General features: G+C 31.2%; 15 protein-coding genes. 7 read left to right on the top strand and 8 right to left on the bottom strand.

The window, feature by feature from the left end; genetic code table 11:
• Positions 1–34 precede the first annotated feature (34 nt).
• Genes ELQ04_RS03625 through trmA form a run of 5 tightly spaced genes read left to right on the top strand, consistent with a single transcriptional unit; the run spans position 35 to position 7,413 of the window.
• Entirely contained in the window at positions 35–2,581 is a 2,547-nt protein-coding gene (locus tag ELQ04_RS03625; protein ID WP_002937630.1) for a bifunctional aconitate hydratase 2/2-methylisocitrate dehydratase, read from the top strand.
• Between the two features lie 59 nt (positions 2,582–2,640).
• A complete protein-coding gene (locus tag ELQ04_RS03630; RefSeq protein ID WP_002937626.1) occupies positions 2,641–3,867 on the top strand; it encodes an ankyrin repeat domain-containing protein in 1,227 nt (408 codons plus the stop codon).
• Complete coding sequence (locus ELQ04_RS03635; RefSeq protein WP_002937624.1) at positions 3,864–4,613, top strand: SDR family NAD(P)-dependent oxidoreductase; 750 nt, start codon at positions 3,864–3,866, stop codon at positions 4,611–4,613. The genes ELQ04_RS03630 and ELQ04_RS03635 overlap by 4 nt, the downstream gene beginning before the upstream one ends.
• Positions 4,610–6,343 carry a Na+/H+ antiporter NhaC family protein gene (locus ELQ04_RS03640; protein ID WP_002937623.1) on the top strand — a complete coding sequence of 578 codons (1,734 nt, stop codon included), beginning with the start codon at positions 4,610–4,612 and terminating at the stop codon, positions 6,341–6,343. The genes ELQ04_RS03635 and ELQ04_RS03640 overlap by 4 nt, the downstream gene beginning before the upstream one ends.
• Entirely contained in the window at positions 6,340–7,413 is a 1,074-nt protein-coding gene (gene trmA, locus ELQ04_RS03645) for a tRNA (uridine(54)-C5)-methyltransferase TrmA (protein ID WP_002937621.1), read from the top strand. Before ELQ04_RS03640 ends, trmA begins: the two co-directional genes overlap by 4 nt.
• Here trmA and ELQ04_RS03650 read toward each other — a convergent pair.
• Entirely contained in the window at positions 7,400–7,816 is a 417-nt protein-coding gene (locus ELQ04_RS03650) for a membrane protein (protein WP_002856751.1), read from the bottom strand. The genes trmA and ELQ04_RS03650 overlap by 14 nt on opposite strands.
• 118 nt (positions 7,817–7,934) lie before the next feature.
• On the opposite strand from ELQ04_RS03650, the gene ELQ04_RS03655 reads away from it, so the two are divergent.
• Positions 7,935–8,348: a CoA-binding protein gene (locus ELQ04_RS03655; protein ID WP_002881532.1), complete on the top strand. Its 414-nt coding sequence runs from the start codon at positions 7,935–7,937 to the stop codon at positions 8,346–8,348.
• Positions 8,348–9,559, top strand: coding sequence for a threonine ammonia-lyase (gene ilvA / locus ELQ04_RS03660; RefSeq protein ID WP_002937613.1), 1,212 nt, complete (start codon positions 8,348–8,350; stop codon positions 9,557–9,559). Before ELQ04_RS03655 ends, ilvA begins: the two co-directional genes overlap by 1 nt.
• Here ilvA and truA read toward each other — a convergent pair.
• The 7 genes from truA to glmU are packed head-to-tail and all read right to left on the bottom strand — an operon-like array spanning position 9,556 to position 15,802.
• A complete protein-coding gene (truA, locus tag ELQ04_RS03665) occupies positions 9,556–10,281 on the bottom strand; it encodes a tRNA pseudouridine(38-40) synthase TruA (protein ID WP_074469222.1) in 726 nt (241 codons plus the stop codon). The genes ilvA and truA overlap by 4 nt on opposite strands.
• Positions 10,278–11,303, bottom strand: coding sequence for an LptF/LptG family permease (locus tag ELQ04_RS03670; protein WP_002856798.1), 1,026 nt, complete (start codon positions 11,301–11,303; stop codon positions 10,278–10,280). Before ELQ04_RS03670 ends, truA begins: the two co-directional genes overlap by 4 nt.
• Positions 11,303–12,079: an A24 family peptidase gene (locus tag ELQ04_RS03675; RefSeq protein ID WP_032595149.1), complete on the bottom strand. Its 777-nt coding sequence runs from the start codon at positions 12,077–12,079 to the stop codon at positions 11,303–11,305. Before ELQ04_RS03675 ends, ELQ04_RS03670 begins: the two co-directional genes overlap by 1 nt.
• Positions 12,076–12,744 (bottom strand): polyprenyl diphosphate synthase, encoded by a 669-nt coding sequence (gene uppS, locus ELQ04_RS03680; protein WP_002852565.1) that lies wholly within the window; start codon positions 12,742–12,744, stop codon positions 12,076–12,078. The genes ELQ04_RS03675 and uppS overlap by 4 nt, the downstream gene beginning before the upstream one ends.
• 3 nt (positions 12,745–12,747) lie before the next feature.
• Positions 12,748–13,365: a hypothetical protein gene (locus tag ELQ04_RS03685; RefSeq protein ID WP_002877171.1), complete on the bottom strand. Its 618-nt coding sequence runs from the start codon at positions 13,363–13,365 to the stop codon at positions 12,748–12,750.
• The gene (coaBC, locus tag ELQ04_RS03690) at positions 13,362–14,516 is read right to left on the bottom strand and encodes a bifunctional phosphopantothenoylcysteine decarboxylase/phosphopantothenate--cysteine ligase CoaBC (protein WP_002937598.1); all 1,155 of its coding nucleotides are present in this window, start codon (positions 14,514–14,516) and stop codon (positions 13,362–13,364) included. The genes ELQ04_RS03685 and coaBC overlap by 4 nt, the downstream gene beginning before the upstream one ends.
• Entirely contained in the window at positions 14,513–15,802 is a 1,290-nt protein-coding gene (glmU, locus tag ELQ04_RS03695) for a bifunctional UDP-N-acetylglucosamine diphosphorylase/glucosamine-1-phosphate N-acetyltransferase GlmU (RefSeq protein WP_002866966.1), read from the bottom strand. The genes coaBC and glmU overlap by 4 nt, the downstream gene beginning before the upstream one ends.
• Positions 15,803–15,906 lie beyond the last annotated feature (104 nt).

Consider the following 15,906-nt stretch of genomic DNA (forward strand, 5'->3'; position numbering starts at 1 on the left):
ACAATTATAATAAAAAATATTTAAGGAGTAGAAAATGTCTTTTATGCAAGAATACAATAAACTTGTTGAAGAAAGAGCCGCTTTGGGTATACCACCCCTTTCTTTAAATGCAAATCAAACTAGAGAACTTTGTAAATTACTTGAAAATGAAAATAATGAAGAGCTTGCAAATCTTTTAGAAAATAGAGTAAATCCTGGTGTTGATGATGCAGCTTTAGTAAAATGTGAATTTTTAGATTCTATACTTAAAGGTAAAATCAGCACTCCGAACATAGACAAAAAAAGAGCCTTAAGAATGCTTGGAACTATGCTAGGCGGATATAATGTTAAAGTTTTAATCGATGCCTTAAAAGATGAAAACATAGCCAAAGATGCTGCAGAAGTGTTGAAAAATATTATTTTTGTACATGATAATTTTCATACCATAGCTGAACTTAGCAAAAACAATCCACACGCTAAAGAAGTTTTACAAAGCTGGGCAAATGCGGACTGGTTTAACAAAAAAGAAAAATTACCTCAAGTGATTAAATGTATAGTTTTCAAAGTAGCAGGGGAAACAAATACCGATGATCTAAGCCCTGCAGGAGATGCTTTTACAAGAAGCGATATTCCTTTGCATGCAAATGCCATGCTAAAGGTAAGACAAGCAGGATCCTTAGAAAAAATCAAAGAGCTTAAAAAAAGCGGTCGCGAAGTAGTTTATGTAGGTGATGTTGTAGGAACAGGTTCAAGTAGAAAATCAGCAATAAATTCTATACAATGGCACTTAGGAAAAGAAATAGAAGGTGTACCAAACAAGCACAGCGGTGGTATAGTAATGGGTTCAACCATAGCACCGATTTTCTTTAACACTGCTCAAGATAGTGGGGCCTTACCTATCATCTGTGATGTAACAAACTTAGAAATGGGCGATGAGTTTGAAATTCATCCTTATGAGGGAAAAATCATAAAAAATGGCTCTACAATCGCAGAATTTAGACTCAGTCCAAACACTCTCTTAGATGAAGTTAGAGCAGGAGGAAGAATCCCACTTATCATAGGTCGTGGGCTTTGTGCTAAGGCTAGAGAATTTTTAGGAATGGAAAGTGAAAACATCTTTACCAAACCTGAACAACCTAAATCTTCAAGCGGTGGTTATACCTTGGCTCAAAAAATGCTAGGTCGTGCCTGTGGAGTTGAAGGTGTGCGTCCAGGTATGTATATAGAACCTATGACTTTAACTGTAGGCTCTCAAGATACTACAGGTCCTATGACTAGAGATGAAATTAAAGAACTTGCAAGCCTAGGTTTTAATGCAGACTTTGTGATGCAAAGCTTTTGCCATACAGCTGCTTATCCAAAAGTAAGCGATTCAAATTTACATAAAACTTTACCCAATTTCATGACAAGTCGTGGTGGGGTGAGTTTAAAACCAGGTGATGGGGTTATTCACTCTTGGCTTAATCGTTTTGTATTGCCAGATACCGTAGGAACGGGTGGGGATTCTCACACACGCTTTCCTATAGGAATTTCTTTCCCTGCAGGAAGCGGACTTGTAGCTTTTGCTGCGGTTACTGGCTCTATGCCTTTAAATGTACCTGAAAGTGTTTTAGTGCGTTTTAGCGGAGAATTGCAAGCTGGGGTTACCTTAAGAGATTTGGTTAATGCTATACCTTATTATGCAATCAAACAAGGACAACTTACTGTTGAAAAGAAAAATAAGAAAAATATTTTTGCAGGAAAAATTTTAGAAATAGAAGGCTTGCCAAACTTAAAAGTCGAACAAGCTTTTGAACTCAGCGATGCAAGTGCTGAAAGATCTGCAGCTGCTTGCAGTGTGGATTTAAGCATAGAAAGTGTAAGCGAATATATCAAATCCAATATTTCTTTAATTGAAGCTATGATAGAAGCAGGATATGAGAATAAAGCTACCCTTGCTAGAAGGGCTGAAAAAATGAGAGAATGGCTTAAAAACCCTACTCTTTTAAGAGCAGATAAAGATGCAAAATACGCTTATATTATAGATATTAATCTTAATGACATTAAAGAGCCAATCCTAGCTTGTCCAAATGACCCTGATGATGTGGCAACCTTAAGCGAAATTTTAGCCGATGATAAGCGTCCAAAAAATATAGATGAAGTTTTTATAGGTTCTTGTATGACAAACATAGGACATTATAGAGCTTTGGGAGAAATTTTAAAAGATAAAGGCATACTTAAAACCAGACTTTGGGTAGTGCCTCCAACAAAAATGGATAAAGCACAACTTACCAATGAAGGTTATTACAGCATCTTTGGCGCAGCAGGTGCTAGAATAGAAGTTCCTGGTTGTTCTTTATGTATGGGTAATCAAGCTAGAGTAAATGATGGAGCTGTAGTTTTCTCAACCTCTACAAGAAATTTTGATAACCGTATGGGAATGGGTGCTAAAGTATATTTAGGCAGTGCAGAACTTGCAGCAGTTTGCGCTATTTTGGGTAAAATTCCAAGCAAGGAAGAATACTTACAAATTGTCAGCGAAAAGCTAAGTGATGAACATAAGGCAAATATCTATAGATATTTAAATTTTAATGAGATTGAAAATTTCAAACTTGAAAATTAATTCAAATTTAATACTTATTTGGATTAAATAACAAAATTAAAATTTTCAAAGGAAAAATATTGAAGTTATTATTCACTTCCTTTTGTTGTTTTGCAAGTTTAATGGCTAGCGATGCCATTAACTGCGACAACATTAAAAACAATAAAACATTGCTAAACGAAAGTTCAAATTTAGATTATCTAAATTGCAAAGAATCTTTAAAAAATCAAGATTTTACAAAAAAACTCTATGCAATTTCCAATGAAATTCGTGGAGGAAATAGTTCTTGTAATGGTATAGCTTATTTACCAAAATTACAACAATTTAATTTGCTATTGTTAAAAATAGCCATCGACCCCATCACTTATCAAAAAACTTTAGATACACCTGAGAATTTAGAAAAAAAATATGATATTTTAAAATCTTACTTTAGATATTGGGCATATCAAAGTATAGGAAATTTTAGACTTTACAAAGCTTTTTGGCAAGAATACAATAACGCTATAGAACCTTTAGAAAAGTATTTTGAAAGCAATTTTAATTTTGACAAAGGTAGCAATATTTACTATACTAGCAATGCCTTAAACGAATTTTTAAATTGGGCTGTTGGAGAAACAAAAATTTACAAAGACATTAGTCCTTTAGCAAAAATCATGTCAAATAAAAATTATTCGGTATCTTATATACAAGATTTTATTTTTTCAAATAATCCAAGTCAAGATGATCTTACTATAGCCTTACAAGCAGCGCTTCTAAATCAAAGAGAAAAAGAAATTTTAGAACTTTTGATTCGTTTTGGCACTAGGATTGACGAAGGTTATGAAAGTGCTATTTTTTACGCATTGGAAAATTATGAAAATACAAATTTTTTAATCCAAAATGGAGCGAATGTTAATCAAGCCAATGCCTTTGGTAAAACTCCGCTTTTTTATGCCATAGAGTTTAATCGTCTTGATATCATAAAACTACTTCTTGATAATGGAGCAAATGTTAATCAAAAATATATTAATAACAATGAAAAATTAGCATTAAGTGCGAACATAGGTTCAAATACGCCTTATTTTATTACATTTTGTGCTCTAGAGCACACTTCAAAAAATGTTTTAATGCATGCTGCAGCTTATGGAAATGTTGAAATTTTAAAACTTCTTATCTCAAAAGGAGCAAATCTTAACGCTGTTGATGATCTTGGTTTTAATGCACTTGACTTTGCGCTAGCAGCAGGTAAAAAAGAAAATGCTGATTATCTAAAAAGCTTGGGTTTAAAAGCAAATGAAAATCTATTTTACGGAGGTAGTTTAGAATGAAAACCGCATTTATTACAGGAGCTAGTTCAGGTTTTGGTAGAGCTTGCGTTGAAGCTTTTATACAAGAAGACTACAAAGTAATCGCCCTTGCTAGACGTAAAGAGCGTCTAGAAGAGTTAAAAAATGCTCACAAAGATAAGATTTACACGCTTTGCATAGATGTAAGAAATCAAAAAGAAATCTTTGAGGCTATTGAAAATTTACCCAAAGAATTTCAAGAAATTGATGTGCTTTTTAATAATGCAGGTTTAGCTTTAGGGGTAGATGAATTTGATAAATTAAACCTTGAAGATATTAACACTATGGTAGATACAAACATCAAAGGATTTTTATATGTTGCAAAAGCTGTTATTCCTATACTTCGTAAACAAAAAAATGCTTATATTTTTAACTTAGGTTCGGTTGCAGGACGCAATCCTTATTTTGGAGGCAATGTGTATTGTGGAACCAAAGCCTTTGTGGGACAATTTTCATTGGCCTTAAGAAATGATCTTAGAGGAAGCAATATCAAAGTAACAAACATTGCTCCAGGACTTTGCAAAACTGAATTTAGCGAAGTGCGTTTTAAAGGAGATATCCAAAAAGCTGACGCAGTGTATGAAAATACGCAATTTATCAGTGCTAATGATATTGCCAAAGTGGTAATGTCTATCATTAACCTACCAAGCCATATTAATGTTAATGAAATCGAGCTGATGCCGGTAACACAAACTTGGAATGGATTTTATATAGAAAGAGATGAATGAATAAATTTTTAGTTTTATTGTTTTTACCTTTAGTTGCATTTGCAAACTCCTCAGAAGCAGCTGCAAATGCTAATTTATTTGGAGCTTTTACGCTTATACCGCCTTTAGTTGCTATTGCTTTAGCCTTTATCACAAAAGATGTTATTTTGTCACTCTTTGCTGGAGTTTTAAGCGGAACTTTTCTACTTAGCCTTTCTGCAAATATTTTTAAAGCACAACATTTAGCTTTTATAAATTTTTATAATACCGCAGTAGAATCTTTTTCAAAGATTATTTCTTATATCTTAGGTTCAACTTCAGATCCAGTAAATGCAGGAATCATTTTACAAATTCTTTGTATAGGTGGTCTTGTGGCACTTATCACAAAAATGGGTGGTGCAAAAGCTGTAGCATTAAAATTTGCCAAAAGAGCCAAATCAGCTGTATCAGCTCAAGTTAACACTTGGTTTTTAGGGCTTTTAATATTTTTTGATGATTATGCTAATTTACTGATCGTAGGTCCAATTATGCGTCCTTTGGCGGATAAATTTAAAATTTCTCGTGAAAAATTTGCCTTTATTATCGACTCTACCGCAGCTCCTGTAGCAGGAATAGCTGTAATTTCTACTTGGATAGGCTTAGAAGTTTCTTTAATTAAAACCGCTTATGAACACATAGGCATTAGCGATATTAGTGCTTTTGGAATTTTTGTTGAAACCATACCTTATCGTTTTTATAATATCTTCATGCTTTTTTTTGTAGTCATGACTGCAATCATGGGACGTGAGTTTGGTTCTATGTACAAGGCTGAAGTGCGTGCAAGAACCACAGGACAAATTGCTCCTCTACCTAAATCAGGCACACTAGATACTGCTGAATTAGAAGATCAATTTTTAGCACCAAAAGAAAGTATTAAAATTCGTGCTTTTGATGCTATTGTTCCTATTTTTACTTTAATCATTTTAGCTATATTAGGATTTTATTTTAATGGACTTAGCACTTTAGAAGGCGAAGAACTTGCAAAAGCAAGTGCTAATCCTTTGTCTTTTGAAACTTTTAGGGCTGCTTTTGGAAATGCTGATTCTTCTGTGGTGTTATTCCAAGCTGCTTTGTTTGCTGCTATTGTAGCGATTTTTATCGGGGTGCGTCGTAAAATTTTCAATCTTAAAGAAGCGGTAGAAACTTGGATATATGGCTGGAAAACCATGATTTTTACCATAGTATTGCTTTTATTTGCTTGGTCGCTTTCAAGTATAGTAAAAGATCTAGGAACTTCTTTATTTATCACTAGTTTGCTTGCAGATAAATTGCCTGAGTTTATTTTACCTGCTACTATTTTTGCTTTTGCTTCAGCCATTTCTTTTGCCATAGGAACAAGCTATGGAACTATGGGGATTTTAATGCCTTTGGCTGTGCCTTTAGCTCATGAAATCGCCAAAATCAATGGTATGGATGCAAATGCTATGCATCATTATATGGTTATTAATATAAGCTGCGTTTTAACAGGTGCGATTTTTGGAAACCATTGCTCACCAATTTCAGATAATGTAATCCTTTCATCTATGAGTGCAAAATGCGATCATATGGAGCATGTAAGAACACAAATTCCTTATGCTTTATTTATCTGTGGCATTTCTTTAATCGCTGGATATATTCCTGTATCTTTAGGACTTAGCGTTTGGTTTGTCTTGCCTTTAAATTTCATACTTATTGCGCTTTTATTAAGACTCATCGGAAAGAAAGTTCCATGAGTCTTGAAAATTTTGGAAATTTTCTCACTTTAGATGAAAAACACTCTTTCATAAAAAAATATTTTAAAGAATTTTATACAAAGGATTTTAAACTTTTTGCCTCAAAAGATAAACATTATCGTACAAGAGCTGAACTTTCATTTTATCATGAAAACGATACGCTTTTTTATGCAATGTTTGATCCAAAAAGCAAAAAAAAGTACATTATAGAATATTTAGATTTTGCTGATCAAAAAATTTGTGCTTTTATGCCAAAACTTCTAGAATACTTGCGTCAAGATAATAAATTAAAAGAAAAACTTTTTGGCGTGGAGTTTTTAACCACAAAGCAAGAACTTAGCGTAACCTTACTCTATCATAAAAATATAGAGGATATAAAGTCAAATTTAGAAAATTTAAGCAATATTCTTCATATCAACCTTATAGCAAGAAGTAAAGGCAAAAAACTTATTTTTAAAACAGAAAATCTAAGACAAACTTTAAATATTCAAGATAGAAAAATATTTTATGAATTTAACAACGATTGTTTTATTCAGCCTAATACTGCTATAAATGAAAAAATGATTACTTGGGTGTGTGAAATTTTAAATACTCAAAAAAGAATGGATTTACTTGAGCTTTACTGTGGATATGGAAATTTTACTTTAGCTTTAGCACCATTCTTTTTTAAAGTTTTAGCCACTGAAATTTCAAAAAGCAATATTAATTTTGCTTTAAAAAATTGCAAACTTAACAATACAACAAATATCTACTTTGCAAGACTTTCAAGCGAAGAATTAAGTCTTGCTATCAAAAAAGAAAGAGAATTTTTTCGTTTAAAAGATATTCGATTAGATGATTTTAATTTCTCTCATGTTTTAGTTGATCCACCCCGTACAGGACTTGATAAAAGCGTAATTGACTTAATAAAAAAATATGAAAATATTATTTATATTTCTTGCAATCCTATCACTTTAAAAGAAAATTTAAAAGAATTAAGCCTAACACATAGAGTGGAAGAGTTTGCTCTTTTTGATCAATTTGCCAATACTCCACATCTTGAATGTGGAGTATTTCTTAGCAAGGTATAAAAAAATAATTCATTAATTTAGCCAGTATTACTATCGCGATACAAAGCACAAATACAAAAGGGTGGATAAAAGCACCAAGCGGGTTTTTCTTCTTTAATATAAAATGACAAAATAAAGAAAAAACAACTAAAGATAAAATTCCAAAAGCCAAAATAATTTTTACAGCAAAAAGTAAATTTAAAGGTTTGAAATGAAAACCTGCCAAAGCACCTCCGCTTAAAAAAAGCAAAAGAACCACAAAAGGCATTATTTTAACCCCAGTAGCACTAAAAAGACTTTTGTCAAAATTAGGATTTTTCTTTTTAACTACGCCCAAAACAAATACATCAACAAACAAATAACCTATAAACAAAATAGCACAAAGAAGATGGATTGTTAAAGTATATGGATAAAATTCTTCCATTTTTCCCTCCTTATTAAACTTCGGAATTTGCTATATTATAACACTTTTTTCATTTTTTGAATTCACTTTAGTTAATTTTTTAATCATTTAAGATAAAATACCAAAACAAAGGTTAATAATGAATGAAAAAGAAACTATCTCTTATATTATAAATACAAGTAAAAATATTGCCATATTTGCTTTAAGTCCAGATAAGACAAAAGCTTCTTATAGGGTAGCAGAATTTTTACAAAGAAAAAATTATAAAATTTTTCCTATTTATCCTAAAGAAGAGTTTATTTTAAATGAAAAAGTTTATAGAAATTTAGATCAAATAGAAGAAAAAATCGATACACTTATACTTTTTAGAAAAGGCGAAGTGGCACTAGAAATTCTTCCTAAGCTTGTTGAAAAAAATATTAAAAACCTATGGCTTCAACTTGGTATTAGTAATGAAACAGCCAAAGAAGAATGTAAAAAATTAGATATAAATTTTATACAAAATCGTTGCATTATGCTAGAATATCCGCATTTTAAAACAAAGGAAAAATAGTGTTAGAGCTTAATAAAATTTACAAAGCAAAACAACAAATTTCAGGGTTTGTAAACAAAACTCCTTTCATATACTCTTCTTTTTTAAGTGATATTTGTCAAAGTGAAATTTATCTTAAAAATGAAAATTTACAAATTACAGGTGCTTATAAAATTCGTGGAGCTTATAATAAAATAGCCAATCTTAGCACTGAACAAAAACAACATGGAGTCATTGCCGCAAGCGCGGGAAACCATGCTCAAGGCGTGGCTATTAGTGCAAAAAAATTTGGCATTAAAGCAGTTATTGCAATGCCAGAATCCACTCCGCTCTTAAAAGTTTCTGCTACAAAAGACTTAGGAGCAGAGGTGATACTCAAAGGGGATAATTTTGATGAAGCCTATGCCTTTGCAACCTCTTATGCTAAAGAAAATAATCTTAGTTTTATCCATCCTTTTGAAGATGAATTTGTAATGGCAGGACAAGGAACTTTGATGCTTGAAATGCTTGATGAAATAAGCGATCTTGATATGATTATCGCACCTGTTGGAGGCGGAGGACTTATAAGCGGTATCGCAAGTGCAGCTAAACAAATCAATCCAAACATTAAAATCATCGGAGTTGGAGCCAAAGGAGCTCCTGCAATGTATGAAAGTTTTCATGCTAAAAAAATCAAAAATGCAAAAAGCGTACGCACTATAGCCGATGGTATTGCTGTGCGTGATGCAAATCCTATTAATTTTAATATTATTTTAGAATGTGTAGATGATTTTATCCAAGTTGATGATGAAGAAATAGCTAATGCGGTATTGTTTTTACTCGAAAAACATAAAATCATAGTTGAAGGTGCAGGAGCTGCGAGTGTAGCTGCCCTGCTTCATCAAAAAATAAATACACAAAATCATAAAAAAATTGGCGTAGTTTTAAGCGGAGGCAATATCGATGCACAAATGCTAAATATCATCATAGAAAAAGGTTTATTTAAATCTTACAGAAAAATGCAAATTCATGTTACTTTAGTAGATAAACCTGGGGCATTATTACACCTTACAGACAGCTTAAAAATAGCCAATGCCAATATAGTAAAAATCGACTATGATAGATTTTCTACCAAGCTTGATTATGGCGATGCGATGATTTCAATTACTTTAGAAACCAAAGGCAAAGAACATCAAGAAGAAATAAGAAAAATTTTAACCCAAAAGGCCTTTAATTTCTATGAAAGTTTTTAATAACATATACGGCTTAAATAAAGCCCATTTGGCGGTGCTAAAAAGTGATTGTATTGCTTTTTAGCCTCAATCTGTTCTTTAAGTTCTTTTTCACTCATTTTTCCTTCTAAAACCTTTAAAACGCTTGCTACGCTTAATCTAATTTGCCCTCTTAAAAAACCATTAGCTTTAAAATGAAAAATGCTAAAATCTTTATAAGCATAAGCTCTAGCAATAAAAATTTCTCTTAAAGTCGTTTTATTATCTCCTCCACTTTTGCAAAAAAACTTTAAATCCTTTTTTCCTACAAAAAAACCCAAAAGCTCATTAGCTTTACCTAGGTCAAATTTAGGATAAAAATGTACATAAGAAGCCATAAAAGGACTATAAGAAGAGTGAGAAAATATATAGCGGTATTCTCTACTTTTTACATCAAATCTTACCTCAAAATCATCTTTTACTTTTTCAATTTTTTTGATATGGATAAAAGGATGGGAAAATTTATTAAGTTGTTTTTGGAGATATTCTAAATTTACAAAATGATCTCCACATTCTACACTAGCTACAGCATAGCTTGCATGCACTCCTTTATCTGTACGAGAAGCCATCAAAAGAGGTGAAAAAATACCCAAATGCGATAAGGCCCCACTTAAAGCATCTTGAACACCTTTTTTATGAGGCTGAGTAGCAGAACCTAAAAAAGCAGAGCCATCATAAGAAAATATAATTTTTATTTTCATCAATAACGACTCAAAATCATTTTCTTAAAACAATAAGCCGAAACAAATAAACTTAAAGAAAAAATTCCAAGGCAAGCCAAAATTGGAGGTTGAGAAAAAGAACTTAAAAGTCCAAAATATATAGCAATCACTCCAAACATACCTAAATACACATAGCCTTTTTCATAACGATAAGTAACCAAACCAAAACAAAGCGCAAAAAGCGTACTAGCAAGTGGAAACAAGGCTATAGTTGTATAAATCACAAATTCTCTTGCTCTTTGTGGATTTTCGTTTAAATCATTCCAGTATTCATAAAATTTCTTTGTTTGAAGATTGTCTGTATTAAACTGAGTATTTACTACTAAAGTGTCAAATTCTCCACTAAAAATACTTTGACCTTGCTCAAAATTATACATTTTGCCTTGATTCAAGCTAAAAGCAAAGCTATCATCTTTTCTTTGCACATGCGCTTCTTTGGCTATGATAAGTTGTTCTTTATCATCTGCTTTATGTTTAGGGCGATACATAATTATGTTTTCATACTTATCACTATCTTGTTTTTCTATAAAAATCATCCAGTCTAAAAATTTTTGTCCAAATTCTCCTGTTTTGTAGTTAAATTTCACTTGAGTGCTTTTATAGTTTACAAAGTTATCCTGAAGTTCAAATACTATAGGTATCATTACCAAAGCCACAACAAGCATAAAAGCACTAATCAAGCTTGCAATTTTAAGGAAAAATTTTGCCAAAATCATTGGTGAAAATCCCAAAGTAAAAAGTACTATGCTTTCATTTTCCTTAGAAAGCCTAAACAAAGCCAAAGTTAAAGAAATAAAAAAAGATATAGGCAAGGTAAAAATTAAAATTCTAGGCAACATAAACCCATAAAGCTTTAAAAGATCCAAAAAACTAATCTCTATGCTTGAAGTAAGTTTTGCAAGTTGAATAAAAAACACCATAGATACAATAGCAAAAAGTACGAAAAATATAGACAAATTCGTACTTAAAAATTGATTTAAAACATATCTTAAACTAAGCTTCATTAGAATAATCCTAAGTTTTTATAAAATAAAACTGCCACAAAAGCGATATTTAAAAAGGGTATCATAGCAAGTTCTTGCTCTTTTATTGCTTTAATTTTAAAAAAAATAAAAAAAGGCAAAGTTAAAATAGAAGCTATAAGTAATACTAAAAATCCATACTCAAAACCTAAAATTCCACCTATACAAGACATAATGATAATATCAGCATCGCCCAAATTTTCTAAAATTTCATCTTTTTTTCGGAAATTCATTAGAAAAAAAACCAAACTTTTTAATAAAAAAACAAATCCTCCAAAACTAAAAGCATTTAGCAAAAAACCTCCGCTAAACTCTTTAAAAATCAAAAAATGTAAAATTTCACTTTCCCTAAAGGCGTAAAAAAAAGCAAATAAAAAAGCGCTCCAAAGTAAAATTTGTGGTACGGCTTTGAGTTTAATATCAATTAAAGAAAGCAAGAAAAGATTAAATAAAAATAGAGATAAAAATAAAAAATCATAAAAATTTTGACTTAAAGAATAAGCCAAAATAAGCAAAATTATGCCTAAAATTTCATTGATTAACAAAGAAATAGGCAAATGACATTTGCAAGTTTGACATTTTGCCTTTAAAAAAATATAAGAAAAAATAGGAATAATTTCATAGTATTTTAATTTTGTATCGCAAGAAAAACAAAAAGAGCGCGAGATAAAAAGAGGCTTTTTTTCAATTATCCTACTTGCCAAACTTGTGCAAAAAGAACCCAAACAAGCCCCTAGAATTATTATGAAAAATATCATTTTCCAAAAGTTCTTTCTCTATTTCTAAATTCTTTAATAATCCTTTTAAATTCTCTCTTGGTAAGAGATGGAAATAAAGTTTCACTAAAATAAATTTCAGCATATGAACACTGCCAAAGTAAGAAATTTGAAAGTCTTTTGGCATTTCCAACGCGAAGCATCAAATCCACATCTAAAGGTAAATCTAAATTTTGCGTTAAATTTTCTTCATTTAGCTCAAGTTTTTTTTCAATCACACGCTTAGCAGCTCTTATAATTTCATCTCTTGCACCATAACTTATAGCCAAATTAACACAAAGTGCGTCACAATGCTTTGTTTTTTCTTCAACTAAGGTAATTTTTTCTCTTACTTTATCTTCCAAACGCGATAAATCACCTATAGCTCTTAAACGCACATTATTTTTTTCAAATTTTTCTAAAGCTTCATCTAAACAACGATCTAAAAGTTCAAAAATAAAATCAATTTCATCTTTAGGGCGCTTCCAATTTTCCGTACTAAAAGCAAAAAGGCTTAAATTTGAAATATTTTCCTCCATGCAAACTTCCATCAATTTTTGCATAGTTTTGACTCCTTGAGAATATCCAAGTTTTGCCAAAAAACCCTTAGCCCTAGCCCAGCGCCTATTGCCATCCATAACAACAGCAAGGTGTTTTAATTCATTCATTTTTCATCCTTTAAAATCAAAAAGCCTTTTAAAAACAAACAAAGGTTCAATCTTGTTTTCTTGCGATACATTAAAATCTAAATGTTCATTTAAAAATTTTTGCACCTTAGCAAAAGGTGTAAAAACACTAATGCCTTGCGAGTCTATTAAAATTTTCAAAGCTCCAAAAACACTAAAATATAAGTAAATTTCTAAATATTTTGCTCTTTTACGCATTTGAAACAAGCAAGATTTATTTTCAAAAATAAAAGGAATATGATAAATATTTTCAAAACTTGCAAAAAGCATTTCTTTTAATATCTGATAACGCTCTATATCTTTACAATCTAAAAGATTTTGTATGATGAATTTTTTATAAGAAATTTTATCCTCTAAAATAGCGATTATCAAAGCCAATCCCTCTTCAAAAGGTTTAAAATTAGGACGCTTTGAAAGATGTTTAAATTGTATAACTCCACCATTTTGCATATAAAGTTCAGCTAAATATTCAGCGCCAATTTCAAGCTCTATCATGCTTTTAGTTTGAATCTTTTTGTGATTTAACAAAAGCGTATAATGTCCATAGCCTGATTTAGCCAAAACTTTCATTTGTATAGGCAAGGTAGAATTAATCATACTCATAATTTTTCACACCATTTCACTAATTCAAATGCCAATTTTTCTTTGCTTTGCAAAGTGCTTTTATTTTCATTGTTTAAAGTGATAAAATAAAGTTCATTTTGATCACTTCCAAAATAATTTTTTTGATCAATGATATTAAGACAAACCATATCAAGTTGTTTATCTTTTAGAGATTTTTTCGCATTTTCTAAGGCATTTTGAGAATCAAATTCCATCTTAAAACCTATCTTTTTGCCTTGAAATTTACAAGTTTTAAGCAAATCTTCATTTAAAGATAGATGTAAATTTAAACCCTGCAAATGCTCATTTTTTTTAATTTTTCCTTTTACACTTTGAGGGATAAAATCACTCACTGCAGCCGTCATAATCAAAAAATCATGATTTAAATTTTTATCCAAAAGCTCCTTTAGATCCTTAGAACTTTCAAATTTGCAAAGCTCATAAGGCGTATCAAATTCCACAGAGCTTAAAAGTTTTACCCTAGCTCCTAAAAAATAAAAAGCATCAGCTATGGCCTTTGCCATTTTTCCACTTGAAAAATTACTCACACAACGCACATCATCGATTCTTTCCCTTGTGCCACCACCTGTGATAACTACGCTTTTATCGCACCAAAACTTTTCTTTTAAAAGTTCTCTTTTGGTGATATTAAAAATATCCTTAACTTCAGCTAAGGCTCCTACGCCTTCATCTTTACAAGCTAAAACTTTACAAATAGGCTCTATAATCAAAGCTTTATTTTCTTTAAGTATCTTTAAAGAATTTTGTGTGCTAAAATGATGAAACATATTTGTATTTGCCGCAGGAGCTATGATAAGAGGTTTATTTGCTGCGATTAAGGTTTGGATAAAAAGATTATCCGCTATACCAAAAGCAAGTTTATTGATAGAATTAACACTTGCAGGAGCAAATAAAACAAGATCTACATCCTTACTAAAAGCTATGTGATTGTTTGAATTTTGCCAACTTTCATTTTCCTCGCATAAAACTTCATCAACCAAGGCTTCAAAACTCATTTTGCTAGCAAATTTTAACAAACCATTAGAAAGCAAAACTTTCACCCTAAAGTCTTCTTTTTTAAACAAAGAAATAAGCTCGTAAGATTTATAAAAAGCTATGCTACCGCTAATGGCTAAAAGTATGGTTTTCATTTTTGAAATTTCTTGTAATAATAATCTTTTATCATTTTATGCTCTGCTCTATTGATAAACAAAGCACCTTTTTCTACATTGACACTTACTGTGCTTCCTGCTGCTATGATTACTTCATCTTCGATTTTTACAGGTGCGATAAATTGCGTATCAGAACCTACAAAAACATTTTTTCCTATGATGGTTTTATGCTTTTTTACCCCATCATAATTACATGTAATAGTCCCACAGCCTATATTGGTTCCACTATCTATCTCACAATCTCCCAAATAGCTCAAATGCCCTGCTTTTACGGTATTTAACTTTGCATTTTTGCATTCTACAAAATTTCCTATATGAGTGTTTTTTAACTCACAATTTGGACGCAAATGTGCCAAAGGCCCCACATCGCTATTTTCTACAATGGAATTTTCTATCACGCTTGAACTTTTAATGATAGAGTTTATAATCTTACTTTTACCCTCTATCCTTACATTTTCATATACTTCGCATTCACCCATAAATTCAACATCTGTACCTATAAAAGTGCTTTGCGGTAAATGAAAAATCACACCCTGTTGCATCCAGTATTTTTTAATTTTTTCTTGCATGAAATTTTCAGCTATACTGAGTTCAAATTTATCATTAATCCCCATAAATTCATCTTCATCTACAAAAACCGCTTTAATCATCACATCTTTTTCTTTTGCTAGTTTTACAATGTCGGTTAAATAATACTCTTTTGCCGCATTATTGTTATCAATCAAAGGTAAAAGCTCTTTTAAAAGCCTCGAGTCAATCACATAAACCCCAGCATTGCAAGTATTTATCTCTTTTTCTTGTGTATTTGCATCTTTAAATTCGACAATTTTTTCAACGCTATCGTTTTTTATCACCACCCTACCATAACTTTTAGGATCTCTTGCTTTAAAAACTGCTAGATTTAATTTTGCATTATTACTCAACAAAGCTTCCAAACTTGTTTGCTCAACCAAAGGCATATCACCACAAAGAATCAACACTCTTTCATTTTTAGGCTCAAACCCCCTTAAAGCTCCCGCAGTTCCTGGATAATTTTGCAAGTCTTGCTCTAAAATTTGTGTTTTTGGAAAATATTCTAAAATTTCTTTTTCAACGCGTTCTTTTTGATGCGATAAAACTACACTTACATCATCACTTAAAGCAAAAGCCTTTTTTAAAATGTGTAAAATCATACTTTTTTGACAAAGCTCTTGCAAAACCTTTGGCTTTTGTGATTTCATTCTAGTGCCTAATCCTGCCGCTAAAATCAAAATAGAAGTTTTCATTTTTTACCTTTGTCATTAAGAAGTCTAAAAGACTATTTTAGCAGTTTAAAGTTAAAATCCTAATACCCTTAAACTAGTTTTTAGTCATCAAAAGATAAAATTTA

Source organism: Campylobacter sp. CH278 (assembly GCF_004378845.1).
Lineage (GTDB): Bacteria > Campylobacterota > Campylobacteria > Campylobacterales > Campylobacteraceae > Campylobacter_D > Campylobacter_D jejuni.